Origin of the sequence: Pantoea deleyi, assembly GCF_022647325.1 — a bacterium.
Lineage (GTDB): Bacteria > Pseudomonadota > Gammaproteobacteria > Enterobacterales > Enterobacteriaceae > Pantoea > Pantoea deleyi.
Window position 1 is genome coordinate 3,584,348 of record NZ_CP071405.1, and the last position, 17,359, is coordinate 3,601,706.

The 17,359-nt window shown below is 44.6% G+C and carries 14 protein-coding genes; 13 read left to right on the plus strand and 1 reads right to left on the minus strand.

From position 1 onward, the window contains the following. The first annotated feature begins 420 nt into the window (after window positions 1-420). Window positions 421-1,335 (plus strand): toll/interleukin-1 receptor domain-containing protein, encoded by a 915-nt coding sequence (locus J1C59_RS16850; RefSeq protein ID WP_128084803.1) that lies wholly within the window; start codon window positions 421-423, stop codon window positions 1,333-1,335. An 81-nt stretch (window positions 1,336-1,416) separates the two neighbouring features. Here the strand turns inward: J1C59_RS16850 and J1C59_RS16855 are convergent, their stop codons facing one another. Further along, the gene (locus tag J1C59_RS16855; RefSeq protein ID WP_128084824.1) at window positions 1,417-2,301 is read right to left on the minus strand and encodes an integrase domain-containing protein; all 885 of its coding nucleotides are present in this window, start codon (window positions 2,299-2,301) and stop codon (window positions 1,417-1,419) included. A 1,854-nt stretch (window positions 2,302-4,155) separates the two neighbouring features. On the opposite strand from J1C59_RS16855, the gene J1C59_RS16860 reads away from it, so the two are divergent. The 12 genes from J1C59_RS16860 to J1C59_RS16915 all read left to right on the plus strand — a co-directional run bounded on the left by J1C59_RS16860 (window position 4,156) and on the right by J1C59_RS16915 (window position 17,347). Continuing rightward, window positions 4,156-4,929 (plus strand): SDR family oxidoreductase, encoded by a 774-nt coding sequence (locus tag J1C59_RS16860; RefSeq protein ID WP_158086870.1) that lies wholly within the window; start codon window positions 4,156-4,158, stop codon window positions 4,927-4,929. Window position 4,930: 1 nt separating this feature from the next. Then, on the plus strand, window positions 4,931-5,323 hold the full coding sequence (locus tag J1C59_RS16865) for an acyl carrier protein (RefSeq protein WP_158086869.1): 393 nt from the start codon (window positions 4,931-4,933) through the stop codon (window positions 5,321-5,323). A 183-nt stretch (window positions 5,324-5,506) separates the two neighbouring features. Further along, complete coding sequence (locus tag J1C59_RS16870; RefSeq protein ID WP_128084799.1) at window positions 5,507-6,391, plus strand: hypothetical protein; 885 nt, start codon at window positions 5,507-5,509, stop codon at window positions 6,389-6,391. A 2-nt stretch (window positions 6,392-6,393) separates the two neighbouring features. Continuing rightward, the gene (locus J1C59_RS16875; RefSeq protein ID WP_128084798.1) at window positions 6,394-7,695 is read left to right on the plus strand and encodes a beta-ketoacyl-[acyl-carrier-protein] synthase family protein; all 1,302 of its coding nucleotides are present in this window, start codon (window positions 6,394-6,396) and stop codon (window positions 7,693-7,695) included. Continuing rightward, window positions 7,692-9,098 carry an AMP-binding protein gene (locus tag J1C59_RS16880; protein WP_128084797.1) on the plus strand — a complete coding sequence of 469 codons (1,407 nt, stop codon included), beginning with the start codon at window positions 7,692-7,694 and terminating at the stop codon, window positions 9,096-9,098. Before J1C59_RS16875 ends, J1C59_RS16880 begins: the two co-directional genes overlap by 4 nt. Before the next feature lie 3 nt (window positions 9,099-9,101). Further along, entirely contained in the window at window positions 9,102-9,737 is a 636-nt protein-coding gene (locus J1C59_RS16885) for a hypothetical protein (protein WP_128084796.1), read from the plus strand. A 23-nt stretch (window positions 9,738-9,760) separates the two neighbouring features. Beyond that, a complete protein-coding gene (locus J1C59_RS16890) occupies window positions 9,761-12,844 on the plus strand; it encodes an efflux RND transporter permease subunit (RefSeq protein WP_128084795.1) in 3,084 nt (1,027 codons plus the stop codon). Between the two features lie 36 nt (window positions 12,845-12,880). Next, window positions 12,881-13,546, plus strand: a complete 666-nt coding sequence (locus J1C59_RS16895; RefSeq protein ID WP_128084794.1) for a class I SAM-dependent methyltransferase — start codon at window positions 12,881-12,883, stop codon at window positions 13,544-13,546. Then, the gene (locus J1C59_RS16900) at window positions 13,546-14,742 is read left to right on the plus strand and encodes an AMP-binding protein (RefSeq protein WP_158086867.1); all 1,197 of its coding nucleotides are present in this window, start codon (window positions 13,546-13,548) and stop codon (window positions 14,740-14,742) included. Before J1C59_RS16895 ends, J1C59_RS16900 begins: the two co-directional genes overlap by 1 nt. Window positions 14,743-14,746: 4 nt before the next feature. Further along, window positions 14,747-15,565, plus strand: a complete 819-nt coding sequence (locus J1C59_RS16905; RefSeq protein ID WP_158086866.1) for an NAD(P)/FAD-dependent oxidoreductase — start codon at window positions 14,747-14,749, stop codon at window positions 15,563-15,565. Beyond that, window positions 15,555-16,616, plus strand: coding sequence for a citrate/2-methylcitrate synthase (locus J1C59_RS16910; RefSeq protein ID WP_158086865.1), 1,062 nt, complete (start codon window positions 15,555-15,557; stop codon window positions 16,614-16,616). Before J1C59_RS16905 ends, J1C59_RS16910 begins: the two co-directional genes overlap by 11 nt. An 8-nt stretch (window positions 16,617-16,624) precedes the next feature. Continuing rightward, on the plus strand, window positions 16,625-17,347 hold the full coding sequence (locus J1C59_RS16915; protein ID WP_128084791.1) for an ApeI family dehydratase: 723 nt from the start codon (window positions 16,625-16,627) through the stop codon (window positions 17,345-17,347). Window positions 17,348-17,359 lie beyond the last annotated feature (12 nt).

A 17,359-nucleotide genomic window follows, 5' to 3' on the forward strand; every position in this document is an offset into this window, starting at 1 on the left:
GGTGTATGGGGGTGTGATGCGAAGTAGAAAAGGACCTTAACCGCACGGGTCTCTGTTTTCAAAGGTTAAACAGATTTGTTACCGCCCGAAAGCGTCATCTCTCAGGTAATGATGACATTGGCGTGTGATTACCCGAAGGCGTTCCTCTCGAATCACTGGAACATTGGCAGTTGTCATGGAGACAACAGTTAGCAGAAATATCGTACTTCAGGATTTTTAACACGGCAAGTACCTGGAAAACTTTTTCAGCTAAAAACGTCATCACAGGCTAGTTGCAACGAAGAAGAGAAACAAAAGTCGAGTTAAATCATAAAATTTAATGATTAATCCCAAAGGATTTATTAGTCATAGTACAGTTGCTAAGTTTACCTATAGACAGGTTAGTCATTAATAAATTATTGCCAAAAAAGGAAATTAAGAATGAAAACCGATTTATTTATTTCTTACGCATGGACGTCAGCAGAGCATTGTAAGTGGGTTCACCTCTTTGCTTCTCATCTTCATATGGCAGGTTTCATCGTTAAAATCGATGAAAGAGTCGATTACGGAAGTAGCTTGAGTGGGTTTATGCGTGAGATGACAGATTGCGCGCATGTGCTTATGATCATTGACACCAACTACGTTGAACGTGCGAATGATTATCCACTTTCAGGGGTCGCCATTGAAAACAGATGGATAAGCGAGGTTTTAGAAACCAAGCCTGAGACGTGGCTGTCAGTTATGTTTGTTGACAATGCTGGTTGCAAACTGCCGGATTGGCTAGCTCCACATAACCCTAAAGGTTTTGATTTCAATTATCCAGAAGATAAAATGACATATCCTGGAGCTAGCCAAATTGAAGCGATATGGCGCTGGATCGCGGGTTTGCCAGCCGACAAAAGCAATGCGGCTTCCATTGCGACACACAGGGAGCGCTGCGAAAGACTTGAGCATGCCGATACTCTGCTTGATCCAGCAAGTTACACTAACCCAGCTCTTAACGGACGCGTTACATTCAATTATAGAGATCACAATTTCTATAGTGTCGGTTATGGTGACCATAAATTCGATATAATGTTCGACCAAGCGAACAGCCAAGTAGTCAGAATTTATAAAGATTATGGCCTCAAAGCTGTATGGAAGCTTCAGGTAGCAAATTCAGACCCTTTAGATTTCAAGGCTGTAATGAGGCCAACACGTACGGTATCCCTGATCGTGGGGCAGAAAGCAATACTGTTAAACAATAGTGGAATTCTTTGTGAAGTAACAATTGAAGAAATACAACCTGAAATTGAAGGTGAAAATTACGTGAAGGAACACGTAACATTCTCGTATGAGATACATCACGATAAGTAAAAAATGATCATACTAGCAAACCAGTTAATGCCCCCTTAAACTCATTTAAAGTTAAGGGGGTTATTAAAGAGTATCCAATAATTATGCCTTAAGCTTGTTATAAACTCGTGCAACATAATGCCCCCTTCCGTCACCGTGACCGAGGTCCATAGAGGTAAGCGCTTCAGCTTCCTTCTGACTGAAACCTTTATCTTTATGAAGCTTAAGCACATCCTGAGTATAGGCGTATCTCAGACTGTGAGGGGCAAATTCCCCAACAAGTCCTGCATCCCTTACAATATTCCTGTATCGCTCTATTGCCAAATGAATGGAAGGCTTATCTATAAGCTTCCCGTTATTCTCAACAGAGTAATTTATGGCTCTGTTAATGGCTTCAATAGTTTCAGACCGATTGATTATTGTGGTATCCCTCGGCCGCCCTCCTTTCGTACCGAAAATAACGCGAACCTTTTCATCTCCATTCTGCAACGCTTTTTTCCAGGTCTGCAGTGACTTTACAGACTGAACAGTTTCTTCCGTTCTCAAACCTAAAAGCCGTGAAAGTTTCATTGCACAGGCCACTCCTTCATCCTTTTCATTAACAGATGAAAAGACCTGTTTGAAATAGTCATCAGTTATTGCAATCTTAGTGCCGTTACGGCTAGTTCCTGAAATATTCAAAGCATCATTGTTCAGCTTCGGATGAGCTGGATCAGCCATGAAAGTTTTACCTGATACACGTAATATTGCGCGTATCGCCGCCATTTCATTTTGAAGTGTACGCCTGGAAATATTTTCGGCCAGGCGGCTTCGAATGTAAGTTTCTATGTGGCTGGTCTTTATGTTTTTAATGTCACGAATTTGAATGTTAAGACTGATCATTCGGTCTGCAAATCGATCCGCAATTTTAGTACGGTCAGATACGGTTTTAAAACTGCCACCTGCTTGGCGGGCAAGGGTTTTTAAGTTTTTATTCAGCTTTGCCACAGACCATTCTCCAAGCAATGAGGTGACAGAGCTTTTCCGTCCGTGTGAACGGAAAAGCTCTGTCACCGACTGCACAACAATTACAGACGATGAGATTTCACCCCGACGGCACGGTTCGTTTTGCGCTTCCTGCGGCTCTGCAGACATCTGTGCAGCGGGGCGGCGAAATGTTGAGTTATTGCGAGGCTCCCCAGGTCTCTGACCTGTTCGCGGCTTTCGCCGGGCTGAAATGAATCAGTCTGCCTCCACACACCAGTTGTCTGGTGTCGCCATCGATGTCGTGCCGATTTCTCCTTATTAATTGGCGTTCAAACTTTTAAAAAGCGAATGAACGTTAGGTTGAAAGTTTCTCAGTATTGAGATGAAAAACGTATTCAGGACGTCAGAAACCCTTTAATACGTGTCAGTCAGTTGGTAAACCTGTCGTTGAAGGTACAGTGCGTAAGCGCTGACCGTTATGCGCTGCGCGCGTCACTTGGTACTCGTTTCACTCGTACACAAGTGACGCCGCGCTCTTCTGCTTTCAATGCAAACGTGGAAGATGCCCAAATGTTCCAAATGGTAATACCCGCATTGCAAAGTTCGCAGCAGCCCTTCAGCGTCAATGCGTAAAGAAAAGTGAAAGCGATACGGCCGAAACCGTAATCAGAAAATGCCAGGAATGGCTTTGTAAAAGAAAGGACCTTTATCGCAACGCGATCTTCGTTCTCAAAGGTTAAACGAAGTTACCGCCCGAAGGCTCCGTCTCTCAGGTCATGACGGTTTTGGCAGTGCAATCACCCGAAGGCGCCCCTCTCAGATTACCGGGACATTGGCGTGTTGCTAAAGCAACGGTACAACGACGAGAATGTTAGATCGTTATTAGATCCATTTACAAGCTAAATGTTATAGATGCCTGAGAGTAAAATATGGGAGCAGCCTTGAAGACAAACCGAAAAATGAGCCCTTATATTATATCTAGCATTACGTGATGATTAAATACCATCACAAAAAAGAGAGTGAACCAGCCTTTGTCCTTGTGTTCAGAATTGTTTTAACGCAGGAACTTCTTTTGCAGCACCTTTCAAATGAGCAGCCCGGTTAGACTTTTCAGCGTCTAAATCCAGTTCTTCAGGCATGCTTACGAGATTTGGCATATCCGTGGGTATGTCACTAACTCGCAACATTATTGCTATTAGTAACACATGGATTCTGTCCAAAAATACGGAGTCCAGTTGTCTGGCCATCTGAGCACGCAGCAGACATGCCGGGTGATCGAATATAATCACTTATTCCAAATCCAGTTACTCTGGCGGGTAGTTTACACTCAGGCTTTATCAAAAAAAATGACTCATTACTTCTTGTAATAATTATTTGGTAGGATAGGCATCAATAATGATTGATTGAGGAAAATAAACCTAACCTCTCGGCGCATAGTTTTTGCAGCTTAATCTTTCCATATCAAGAAAAACACATGAACTAAAAAATCACACTCAATAAAAATTATTTGTTTAGAACGAAAAATAGTTGAATGTTTTATTAAAGCCTATTCTTATTTGCTAATTACACATGGTTTTTTTATATAAAAAAGGTCATTTTTCTGTTAATGAGGTTTTATATGACTTAATTATTCATTAGCCTTATTTAAATAAATCAATTAAATATTCCGCTCGGACCAAAGAAATATAATTTTACAAAAATTTACTTTGCTTCATCAAATCCTGCTGTTTTTTGACAAAAATATATGCTTATTTAATAATCAACTCATTATCAAGAGCCTCAAGAATTAAGTAACTTAATGCATTTTGTATTTTTGTAAGGAAGCTAGCAACTAACAGCCTGTTAATTACTATTGTTGATACAAGGGAAATGATCATGAATTCGCAAAGTGATAAATCCGTCCCAGTTGATTCATATTCGCGTACCGCATTAGTCCTTGCTGGGAGTTCAGAACTGGGTGCTAGTATTATCGATGATCTTGTTAATCAAAAGTATAAAGTTATTTTCACATGGTGGAAAAATGAGCCCAGAGCATTAAATCTGCTGCAGAAACATCGAGGTAGTATCGAAGCTATTCGCTTAGATTTAAGCTGTGAAGATAGCGTAACTGCTTTTTGTAAAGGATTATCAACCCGCTATATCAAGACCACTATATATTGTGCTGGAATCAATCCAGCTGCACTGTGTGATGAAATCGAGGCAAGCATGCTGACCTCAATAAGCAGGGTAAACTTCATTTCAGCCACCCTTATTTTCAATGCAATCGTAAAAAAGATGAAGGCGCATAAGGATGCTGGTACATGCTTGGTTTATATCAGCTCGGTTGCGGCGCAGAAAGTGAGCATTGGTAACAGCCTTTATGGAGCTACCAAATTGGCTATGGAGCGCTATCTGTCTGGCGTTGCTTTTGAAATGGCGAGGTTTAATGTCAGGACTCTATCTGTAAGCCCCGGATATATCAAAACAAGAATGTTGGATGAGTATTGTGAAAAAAAGGGAATAACTTTAAGGGATATCGAGAAGAAAATTCCCATGAGAAAAATGCTCAACCCCCAAGATGTGGTTAACACAATCCGTTGTTTTACTAACAATCAGATCGTCACTACTGGTGTGACTTTAACTTTAGGACATGGTGAGGGGTTTATATAATATGGCTATCTCTGAGGTAAAACAGTTATTTAAAGATATTATGTACTTCAATGACAGTGATGAACTAGACATCAATAAATCGCTTTTCCTGCATTATGATATGACGTCGATAGATTTCATTGACTTCGCCTTTGAACTGAAGAAAAAATTTAGTGTTGATATTGACCCAGATGAGCTATGGCCGGTAAATAAAATGGCTACAAGCGAAGAGTACTACTCCTTACAAGAAAAACAGTGGACATCCGTAGGTCTGGAAAAACTTAACCAAGTGCTAAGTTTTTCTGATAAACCAGCGGTGACCGACAGATCGGTAGAACTAAAAGAGTTATATGATTATTTCACGCTTACATATGTTAATTCCAAGATCGCTTCGCTTACCAGTGCGGATAATTAAACTATGGGCAGGACTTATATAAAAAATTTTGGAATATACAGCCAACATGCCAAAAGCACCTCTAATCTGCTGGAGGTAGTATGTTGCAGAAAACCAGCCTCAATAACTTCCGCTCAAAGGTATGCCAGTGCCGACATTGACGTGACGCGTCGGGATCTGATCAAACGGGAAGATAGGGCTGTAATGAATACCATCTCGAAAATGGCGGTCAGTGCTCTGGCTGATTTACTGGAGAAAATGGATCAAAATTCACTTTCGCAGGTAATGCTCTATTCCGCTTGTGATAGCGAGGAGCACAGTTTTGAAACTTTTAGAGAGGTCGTGCACAAGGACCCCGAAAACTTCTGGAGAAATGTTTCGGACTTTAATCAACTAAGCAATCCGCTCGATATGTTACGGCTGTTGCCAACCAATACACTCTATCACATATCGAAAATATTACAGAATCATCATGAGGGGGTACCGCTACGTACCGCCTCGCTTAGCGGCATGAGCGCCCTTAAAATGGCTCGCCGAGATGTGGCTTCTGGTCGCAACTCCGCAGGGGCCCTGATATTCAGCAGCGCAAATATGTTGAGCTTCGACAGCTTAACTGTATTTGGAAAATTAAATGAAGTTCGATATGAAGGACATCAGCACTCCGGCATTTTGCCTGGGTGGGGCAGTGTGTTTTTACATCTTGATGATCGGCCAGAAAAGGCTCTTGCTGAACTTGTTGAGGTAAAGATTAAATACCGCCCGAAAGTACGCTTTGAAAAAGAAGATTGGCTTAGTTTGCTGATAGAACAAAAAAGCCAGCATGGCACGCCAGATGTTATTGTTAGGTATGACAATGGTATTGTTGAACAGGCGAAAGCTGAAAGTGATGCGCTGGATGAGGTGTTTCCTGAAGTCAAAACGGTTAATTACAAGACATTAATCGGTTACACCGGCAAGTCTAATAACCTGATAGATATTCTTTGCTGCCTAAATGATACAGAAATCAAACCGGGTAGTCGCGTACTGCTTAACGGCACTGGAATAAATTACGGGTTAGGTTGCATACTATTAATCAAGCGGGATGCCTAAGTATGAAAAATACCTGTGATTATGAGCCGCTTTGCATCAGTGCATACGGTGCCATTACACCATTAGGAAATACTCTGGAAGAGATCACTGCTAACCTTTTTAATGGAGTAAGTGGTATCACAGAGATAAATAAATTCGATCACCATTCGTTGGGTTCAGCATTTGCTGGAATACCGGCCGAAGGCAATGAATATATTCGTTGGCCGAAGAAAAACCGTTTTCGAAACGGCGAAATTTTTTATGCTGAAAAAGCAGCCAAAGATTTAGCTCATCGCTTGAATATTAGCGCGCTTTATCCGGCCAATGAAATTGGTTGCATTATAGGTTCTGACGAACCGGCCATTGATGTTGAGCAGTGTATCGCGTTTACCCGCCAGCTCAGTGATCACCCTCATCGACAAGAGCTCATTGAAAAGGCCATTGATCATTTCAAAGTCAGCGACCTTCTCGATCTTGAAAGTGGTGCAGTACTTAAAGCGATTCATACCATTTTGCCCTATGCCGGTGTCAGCTTCGTGCACATGGGTCTTTGTTCTGCTTCAACACAAAGTATTGGCCTGGCGATGCGAGCCATACATAGCGGCGAAATCAGTGCTGCGATAGTTGGCGGCGTGTCAGCCAAAGTTACGCCAGTGAATTTGGCGCGTCTTGAGGGTATGGGGGTAGTGACCATTGACAACACTTATGAGGGCCATCAGCGTTCGCGGCCCTTTGATCGCCAACGAAGTGGTTTCATGCTGTCTGAAGGCGCAGTGTTATTTACCATTGAAAAGCAATCAACGGTTCTGTCGCGTGGAGATCAGCCTTTACTTACTCTCTTGGGCTATGGCAGCTCACTGTGTGCCGAAAATATCGTAGCTCCGCACCAAGATGACCTTGAAATGAAACTATCAATGGAGCGTGCGCTGCAAGACGCTGGCATTTCGCGGGACAGTATAGACTTTGTGAGCGCACACGGCACCTCAACACGTCAGAATGACTTTCATGAGTCACGCGCAATTGCCAGCGTGTTTGGTGCGCACAAACCTGCAGTTACAGCGACTAAAGGCCATCACGGGCACTTAATCGCAGCAGCAGGTGCGATGGAATTGCTAACGGTAATTACTTCTTTCCAGCACGATTTCCTGCCAGGAATTCTTAACCTTGAGCAACCAGATCCTGAACTGGTGGAGTATGTGACTCTGGTTCAGCATAACAGGCAGCAACCACTACGCTACGCTTTGAAAAACTCATTTGGAATGGGAGGCAGTGCGGCCAGTTTGGTTGTTGCTAAACCTCAAAACCTGCCGGGAGTGTCGCTATGATAAGAATAGCCTCTCTGCTTCACAATTTGTGGCGACTAAGCTGGAAAAATCGAAGCTGGAAGCCTGCTGAAGTTTCACTAATTGCTCACCATATTGCGGCACAGATTGTGCTGCACTGCGTTAATCGGCGTATTAATCCTGAAGGTTTGTTTATCTTTATAAGCAGAAATAATTTTGAGGGAATGCTCTGTTATTTTGTCGCGTCTCTTCTGAAGGTGAAGGCGGCAATCGTAAATGTCCGTGATGTGGAAACAATTAATTCACTGCTAAAAGAGGATATAGTTGCCGCCTATATTTGCAATCAGGAGGGAGGATTGCCGGTATTGAGCAGTAAAACTTTGTTGATTCATTTTGCTCAGAGTACAGCGTTTAAAGGTGTTTCTGTGGCAGCGTTTTCTCCGTTTTCAGGCGCCTATTTTTACTTTATGACCTCTGGCACAACAGGCAGGCCAAAGCTCGTTCAATACCAGGAGAAAATGCTCATTGGCAATGCGGTAGAAGTTAGCCGATATCTGTCACTGGCTCCAGACGATAATATTCTTTGCTTCTTTCCTGTACAGTATATGTATGGTCTGTCGACGATGTTGACCACTTTAATCTGCCAAGGGAATCTGGTATTCGACCAGTTTTCGCTTAGTAGAGTCGGTGAAATGCTACGTTATCACCATATTACTACACTACCCGTAATTGGTGACTGGATGCTCCCATTGAGCAAGATATTAGCGCTTAGTAGCATACGACTGAAACGAGTGCTGAATGCTTCTGATCGTCTTTTGAGCGTACAGGCAGAAAATATCATGCCGAGCTGTGATGTTCTTTGGAATAATTTTGGCCAGACAGAATCCGGTCCACGTTTGTTTTGTCTTAAACTGGAGACACTTAGCGAGATTGCAAAATATAGCCTCAACAATGTTGTTGCACCGGGCTTTGTGATGAACGATAGCATTAGTATTCAACTACACCCACGCGACGAATCGCGAGATGGTGCCTGCCGGATGTTATACCGCAGCCCCTATGCTGCAGATGGTTATGTCGATGAGCATCTTGCCCTAATCCCGCGAGGAGAGTGGATGTACTCTGGCGACCTTTTCGAAAAAGGCCTGCACGACATATATTTCTGGATAGCACGTGAAAAAAATGAAATAAAAATAAACGGTAAGTTTGTCCCAGTGCAAGCAATTTCTGACCATCTTATGCGTGAGTTTGGTGCTCTTCGACACGCATTTAGTAAAGGTTCGGAAGGCATTATCAATCTGCATATTGAAGCTGAGCACGGTCACGAGATAACAGGGAGGATTTCACAATTACTTTCAGACTCGTGGCATCGTTACACTTTTGCCATCAAAACGGTTGTTACGATACCTACAACCCACACCGGTAAAATTAAAGTAGAGCAGAACTGAAGGATGGAAACGATATATAGCAATCTTGATAAAACGATTTTCCTTTGTATGGTCAGCCACAAGCAGACCGCCGCTCAACTGCGGCCGAATGATCCGATTATTGAGATTTTACCTAAAGGCGCCAGCGAGAAACAAATACTGCGGACGGCGGCAAAACAGCGAGCTATTAAGCATATGGCACGGCTGGCAGAATGTAGAGGTTTTGTTGAAAGCCGGGGAGTATTCAGTGTCAGCCACTCTAGGGATGATACAGTGTTGCTGGCAAGCTACTGCCCAAAAGTTTTCAGCTGCGGCGTAGACACAGAAAAAGTAGACGTATCACGTCGCATACGTCCTTTTATGATTAATTATCTAGAGCACAGTAGTTGTGCGCGCGACTGGGCGGCTTCTCCATTGTTACTGTCCACCATTGTGTTTTGCTGTATGGAAAGTATTTATAAAACACTGTCTGCATGGTGGCCAATGACATTCTCTGTCAATGATTATCATCTTGAGCAAATTTCTGGTAACTCTTGCGTATTTAATTACGTTGGGGTACAGGAGGAAATAGTCGGTAGACTTATCAATTGTCGATATTATCTACACGAAGACACTGTCGTTGCGACAACGTTTATGAACTTTCAGGTTGTTTCACTTTGACTTTTAAATCACTCAGATAAATTATGATGAAAGCACTACTGGCCAGACCTGTACTGGTTGTTGTTTCATGTTTTGCAATTATATTATTTTCGCTTATTGCAATTAAAAAGATGCCGGTGGCGCTCTTTCCGCTTATTACTCCGCCAACCATTGAGGTAACGGCGGTCAGCGTCGGAGCAGATGCTCGGATGGCTGAAGATACGGTAACCCAGGTGCTAGAAGAGAATATGACAAACCTCGACAATATGATGTTTATTAATTCTGCTACCGACAACAGTGGGCATATTACCATTACATTGACCTTTGCACCGCAGACGAATATGGATATTGCTCAGGTTCAGGTGCAGAAATCGGTACAGCAGGCAACACCTCGGTTACCCACTGATACGGTAAAGCAGGGAATAAAAATCACGAACTCTAGCGGTAGCTGGATGATGATTGTCGGCTTTGCTGCAGAGGACCCTGCAATCAGTCAGGTTGATATCTCCGATTATATTAATAATAATGTTATCGACCGAATCAGGATGATCGACGGCGTGGGCTCTGTGGCGCTGTTTGGAACTGAACACGCTTGGCGCATCTGGCTCGATCCCTTCAAATTGCAGTCTTACAAATTAACAGTTAACGATGTCAAACGGGCGATTGCTAATAAGACGGCAATGATTGCGACAGGTCAATTGGGCGGCCTGCCATCGACGACATGGGCGGTGATGAGTTATCCACTGGTCTATAGCGATCATTCAACTAACAGACACGACCTCGGTAATATTGTGTTATCAGGAAATCAGCAGGGAGCAATGGTCCATTTGCGCGATGTCGCGCGAGTTGAATATGGAAGTGAAAGCTACAATGTGGGTGTACATCTTAACGGCCAGCCTGCTACGGGCATCGGTATAAAGTTGAAGCCAGGAGCGAATGCACTTAAGACAGGCCAGCTTATCTTTTCCTTTATCAGCAGTTTAAAACGTTCTATACCTGCAGGCGTTGTAATTTCTTATCCATGGAATAGCGTGCCTTACGTGAAAACGTCGCTAAATGCACTCGGCGTGACAATGTGTGAGGCCGTAGCAATTACTGTTATCATTCTGTTTATATTTTTTCGCACCAATCCGTTAATCTTTATTCCAGCATTAGTGATCCCGCTTGTATTACTGGCGACCGTATCTATTCTGTTTGTGCTGGGTTTCAGTTTGAATCTGCTGACCCTTTTTGGGCTGATACTGGCAATCGGTATAATTGTTGATGATAGTATAGTTATTATTGATAAAGTTGATGCACTGGCCGTCCGAGAGCGCTTGCCTCTGGACTTAGCCATTATACGCGCCACAAGAGAAATTGCTCCATTGCTGTTGGCTATAACGCTTGTGCTGACAACGATTTTTTTGCCTATGCTATTTACGCATAATTCGGCGGGCGTGATTTATCAACAGTTTGCTGCGAGCATGATTATCGCCATAGTTCTCTCGCTGCTGGTATCACTGCTTCTCGTCCCTGTTCTGCTGAATATCTTACCCTGGCATCAGACTCATGCACCGCGCCAGCAGCATCTACTTGCGTGGCTCAGCCTGAGAATTTCCGCAATCGTGGCGCGAATGCTGCAGCAACGGTTTTTGTATGGCGCACTTCTCTTGGTGCTGTTTATGCTGGTCGTGCTGGGCTGGTTTTATCTTCCCGCCTCTTTTGTACCCGATGAAGATCAGGGATCAATGATGGTAATGGTGAAGCTGCCGCCAGGTTCATCAGAAGAAAATACAGCAAGAGTGATGCGACGCGTCAGCAATTACTATCTGACACAGGAGCGTTCACGGGTTAAAGATGTCTTCACCGTAAGCGGGATGGGATTTAATAGTCTCGGGCAAAATATGGGATTCGTCTTTGTAAGCTTAAAAGCTTGGGAAAAACGCTTAGGTGAGCAGGATTCAGTACAGGCGGTTATACAGCGCAGCCGCCGTTACTTTTCCACCATTCCTGACGCCTTCATCCTCGCATTTAATAATCCTCCCATCCCAGGCCTTGGCAGCGCCTCCGGATTCGCTTTTGAGTTGGTGGATGAGGAAAATCTTGGACATGAGGCGCTATTGAAAGCTCGCAATCAGCTTTTGTGGATAATGTATCGAGAGCCTGAATTGTTCAGCGCCGTGCGTCCAGCGGGTGAGGAGGATGAGCCGGTCGAAAAACTTTCTATCAAAAATCTTATCGCACTGAGCAGTGGCGTGAAAATAGAGGACATCACGTCAACCATACAGACAGCAATGAGCGGCAGTTGGATTGCCCAGACATCACAACAAGGACACAATAAAAAAATCATTGTGATGGGGGACGCCCGCTGGCGGATGCTGCCTCAGAATATCGGTCAGTGGTATGTACGTAACAGTAATAATCAGATGGTATCGGTTTCTACTCTGACTGATCTGCATTGGGGGAAAGCTGCCAAGTTGCTGGAGCGCTATAATGGCTTTCCAGCAATAGAGTTACTGGGTGAGGCTACCGAAGGGCATACCACAGGTGAAGCGATGCAGCGGATTAACCAACTGGCACATACGTTGCCAGCTGGTATTGTTTTACAATGGACCAGTCAGTCATTGCAGGAGCAGCAGGCCGGCCAGCATATTCTTGAACTGATACTACTCTCTCTACTGGTTATCTGGCTGGCACTCGCAGCCCTTTATGAAAGCTGGAAAACACCATTGATTGTTCTTCTCTGTGCGCCATTAGGAGTTTCCGGCGTGCTGCTGACAGCGTGGATAAGCCGCGCGGAGAATGATATCTACCTTCATCTGTCCGTGCTGGTCACCATGGGCTTAACTATCCGTAACGCTGTGATGCTGGTTGATGAGATGAACCGGCTGAGTGCTCGTAAAGGCTATAACATCTGCGATGTGATCCAATTGGCACTCGATAATAGAGTCAGACCGGTATTAATGACCTCTATCGCCTTTATTTCTGGCGTGATTCCGTTAGCTATCAGTAATAATGTTGGCAAACACGCTCAAAATAATTTAGGTATTCTACTCATTGGCGGGTTATTTTCCTCTTCAAGCTTCATCTTTTATTATGCACCATTTTTATACTTTTTCGTCGTTGGGAAGAAAAAACGTTCTATTTAAATTAATTGATTTTTCTCACTTTGTTAAGGAAAAAAAATGAAAGACTTACTCGTTGATATTGAACCCGAACGTTATGAAACATTTGCAGTAGAAGCGACATCACCGTGGAACATCTATCTTAAACAAAGAATTCTTGAGGAAATTCCTGGCATTACATCAGATAAAAAAACATTGTTGGATGTGGGCATGGGAACTGGCCATATGCTTTTTGATCTTCTTAACAACGAAGAGCTTAGAAAATTCCATTTTCACGGTGTCGACGTGGACCCGCGCATGGTTGAATTTTGTCAGAAAAAAATATCTGCCTGGAAGAATGATACCAAAATTACTGTACTGGAAGGGAATGTCAGCGCTCTGCCTTATGGGAACCGTAGCTTTTCGCTTATTTATGCTCGTTCAGTTATTCATCACTGGGCTGAGCCGGAAAAAGGATTACAGGAATTATGCCGGGTATTAGACAAAGGCGGTATCGTTATTATCCATGAACCATTGGCCGATGCAGAGAAAGCTGCACTGCAGACATTTAATAGTGCGCGCCTCAAATATGGTATAGGTGAAATGACCACGGATGAAAAATATACCTTGTCGCAGATTAATCAACTGATGAAGGCTTGTGAGTCGGAAGAGATCGATTATCTTGTTCTGCCGGGCAGCGGGATAGCAGCTCTTGGATGCGAAATTCTGATACGCAGGAGAAACTGATGAGAAGTTACGACCATCAGCCGACATTCGTCGAACAACACAATAGAATTTCCATCATCAGCGGTAGTACATTCCGTGACTATGAACATTTTGCCCGTTCAGTGCCCATTAGCAAGCTAGTGAGAATGCATGAAGTAGAAGGAAAACAGGGTGACGACAGTAGCGCAAACCTGCCCTCGCTTATTGGTGCCACCAGTGGCACCAGCGGAAAAATGAAGCCTGTACGCATCCAGTTAAAAAATGGCGGTTGCTCGGTTTCTGCAAGCGAGCGCAACTTTATTTATCATTTGCGCGAACGTCGGGTGTTCTTCCCGCAAGACGTGGTAGGTAACTTGTTTACCATTAATTTATTCTCCACTCTGCACCAGTCAGCCTGTGATATCGTCAAATACTGCCAAGGCAGCATCGTGCCGGTGGGCGATATTGCGATGCTGACCCGAGATCATTTTCTGTTCCTGCAGGAAGTGGAGCTCAGCGTGCTGTTCGGTGTTCCCGCTACCATCATCCAGTTTGTCGAAGCTATGCTCAGCAATAAGGTGCCGATTGGTATTAAGAAAATAGTGTTTACCGGAGAAACTTTGCGGCCAAGCCAGGCTGAGTGGCTGCGCAGCAGACTTGGGAGAACATTATCGATTGTGGGTCTGTATGGCTTATCCGAGTGCGGATTTCTTGGCCTGACGGATGCGCAAGACTGCGATGAGTATACACTATTCAATGATGACTTCTTTTTTGAGCAGGACCCTGTACACGGGCTTCTGGTGACCTCCTTAGATCCCTCTGCAAAAAACCGACTTATACGCTATCCAACCGGTGATGGTGTTGAACTGACATTCCATAACAAACAACTGAAAATGCGAATCATGGCTCGCAAAGACCTGTTGTTCAATTTTGTCGGCAATCTGATAAGCGTTGAGAGTATTGCCGCAACTGTGGCGGAAAGTATACCTGAGAGCTTCATCCAACTCGTTATTCGTTCGGAAAAGGGGCAGCAGGAATTACTGCTGGTTAATGTAGCCGGGAAGAATCTTCAAACGCAGCAATTAGAGCTTATAGCGCAGAAGCTTCGCGCTCGTCCGGAACTGGCCGAGGTCTATCAAAAGCAGCGAGGCAGGCTGGAAGTGCATTCGGTTGCTGAAAATGCGTTCGTTCTGTCAGCCAGAGGAAAGCTTCAGTTTGTTGTTGATGAGAGAGAATAAACCAATGTTCGATACAATTTTGTCCCGCATTTATGAAGCTATTCACTGGTCGATGAGCGACAGTGATGGATTGTCCACGGATTTCTACTACCGAGTGAAAGCGATCCGCCAAGACCTTTTGGTAATGTATAAAACTAATGTCACCGAATGCCAGGATTTCTTACGTCAGAACGAGGAAGCTTTTCGCCAGTTAGATGAAAAGATCATTACTTATGAAAAGCAGCATGAAACCACTATATCCCAACTGATGAGCGGTCAGTCCCAGTTGAGCGATGAGGCTTTAGAGGAAGCACTGCAGAGTAAAGAAACCTTTATTGAGCTTTATCGCTCGCTCTATTTTGCTGAACGCAGGCTGCTGACGAAAGATCCGCAGCACCTTTGCCATGTTGGCTGTGGGCCAATGCCAGCGTCTATCCTGATGTGGATGAAATACACCGCGGCTAATATAACGGCGATAGATTTTGACGGGCAAGCAATTGCCTGCGCAAAGGTAGTATTTGAACAGTGGCGTCATACCAAAAATATTCCGGCTGATCGTGCGAATTTTCTTACCCTGCCTGGGGAAGAGGTGGACTACCGTAATATGGATGTGATTGTGATTTCTGCTTCCATCCTTAATAAGGAAAACGTTTATGCCGCGATTCTGGCCACTGCTAACCGCGAGGTTACGGTCATTGAACGCACCCCTAATTTCCTTTATAACCAGGCTTTCACAACACCTGCAGGGTTCGAAGCATTTCGTCTCGGAGGGGAGGCGCGCGATAACGTTAATCTTCAATCCTATCAATTCACACCACTTTCGGGAGTTACCCATGGAAAATGATGTGCTTGACCGCTACGACCTTGACAATAATACACTGTTCATTCGCGAGGAAAACATTTTGCAGTTGGCGCACAGCCTTCACTATTTGCAAAATGTATGGTTTACACTTAGCGGCGAGGTGCTATCTCTGACAGAGATGGACAGACGCGTTGCGATCGCCAGCGAAGCGCTGCGCCAACAGGAGCGTGTGGCGCGAATTGCGTCAACGTGGAAGTCACTTCAGAACGTGATCCAGCTGGACGTCATTCAGCGCTTTATGCTGCTAATAATGCAAAGCGAGCCACATGTTGCCGACACATCATATAGCTGTGAAGCGGATAGGCTGCAGCATGAATTGACCACCGTACTTTTGCTTCCCTGGCTTATAGAACTGGCCCGCAACCCGCAGAAAATATGTTTGCTGCCCACGCTTAGTAGCTGTCAGGCTTACAGTCGCTGGTTCAGCAGCACACTCAGCGAATACCAGCCACAGGAGAACGATATCAGCTATATGATGTCACTGCTGCTGGGGGGGTTTGGCATCGTTGCACCAACAACAGCAACGGTACGATTTATTGCAAGCACAAAAAATAGCCTGAATTATGCGTTGATTGGCGCACTTTGCGCCGCTGGTCCTGCTCATCTGGGCGCCTGCCAGCGTGTCACGACGTTGCTAAGCTCTCTAGGCGATACACTGGAGCAAAGTGTGAGTGCAGCCGCTGAGGTTTACTGTGCCAACCGTCCTTGGCCGGGATTTGGGCATCCGGTGATGCCGCGCGATACTCGCGTCGATGCGTTCTTCGAACACTACACGCATGGATTTGGCAAGTATCAGGCTTTGTCAGAGCATATCAGTGCACAGAGCGGCGTTAACCCAAATGTAGATTACCTGATAGGTAGTGCCTGCAGTCGGTGGCACGTAGCTCCTGAGGTTGCAGTGCTGGTCTTCTTCGTTTGTCGAGTACCGATATTGCTGGGGCACTACCGTTTGCGTTATCACACGCACTCGTTTGGTATGAGTTCCAGTGAATTACGCGACAAGTACAAAGCGCTGCCAAAACACTGGCTATAAGGGACGATATGGAAAACAAGTTCCTAACAATATGTTCACCGCTTGATTCAGCAGCTACCGCGAGCGCAAAGCTAACGCACTGGAAAGGCTATAAAAACCATCAGAGCGTTAGCCTATTGCTGGAAGCAATACATCAGTTCGCTGTACGTTACGCAACCTCACAATTCCCATGCACGCCTGCGCAGCGATATTTGCCAGCAATGATAGAATATTTTGAGAGTGAAACGGAATTGACTGAAGAGCAATTAGTGCTGGAAGGCGATATTGAGATTCAGCACGTTAGCGTGCGTGTTATTTGCCGTGCCTGGTCGGATAACAGCCGCGATCGGCTGGTGGCTGAGGCTGCAATGATTGTTCATCCTGTATCACTGCCAATAAAGTTCACCTCGCCTGCTGCAGAAGATTCGGCGATTCCGTTATGGGAGATCCTTAGTCAAAATACGAAGTATTGCGAATTCCGACTCAATGGTAGCAACCCTTTATTTAGCGAGCACTTCACAGGCAACCCGGTGTGCCCAGGCTCACTTCTGATAGACTTACTGCTCTCAACACTGCTACACCCTACTAAGCGACAGACCTTAAAACTGAAAAAGGTAAAATTCCTCAGAGCAGTTCTTCCTGAAACAATATATCGCCTGACGCTCGGCTCGGCTGAGGGCTCTCAGACGAACACCTTTATCATTACCGCTGAAAAAGGTGAACGTCATGTCAGTGGCAGTTATTTGTTATAAAAAGGTGGCGTT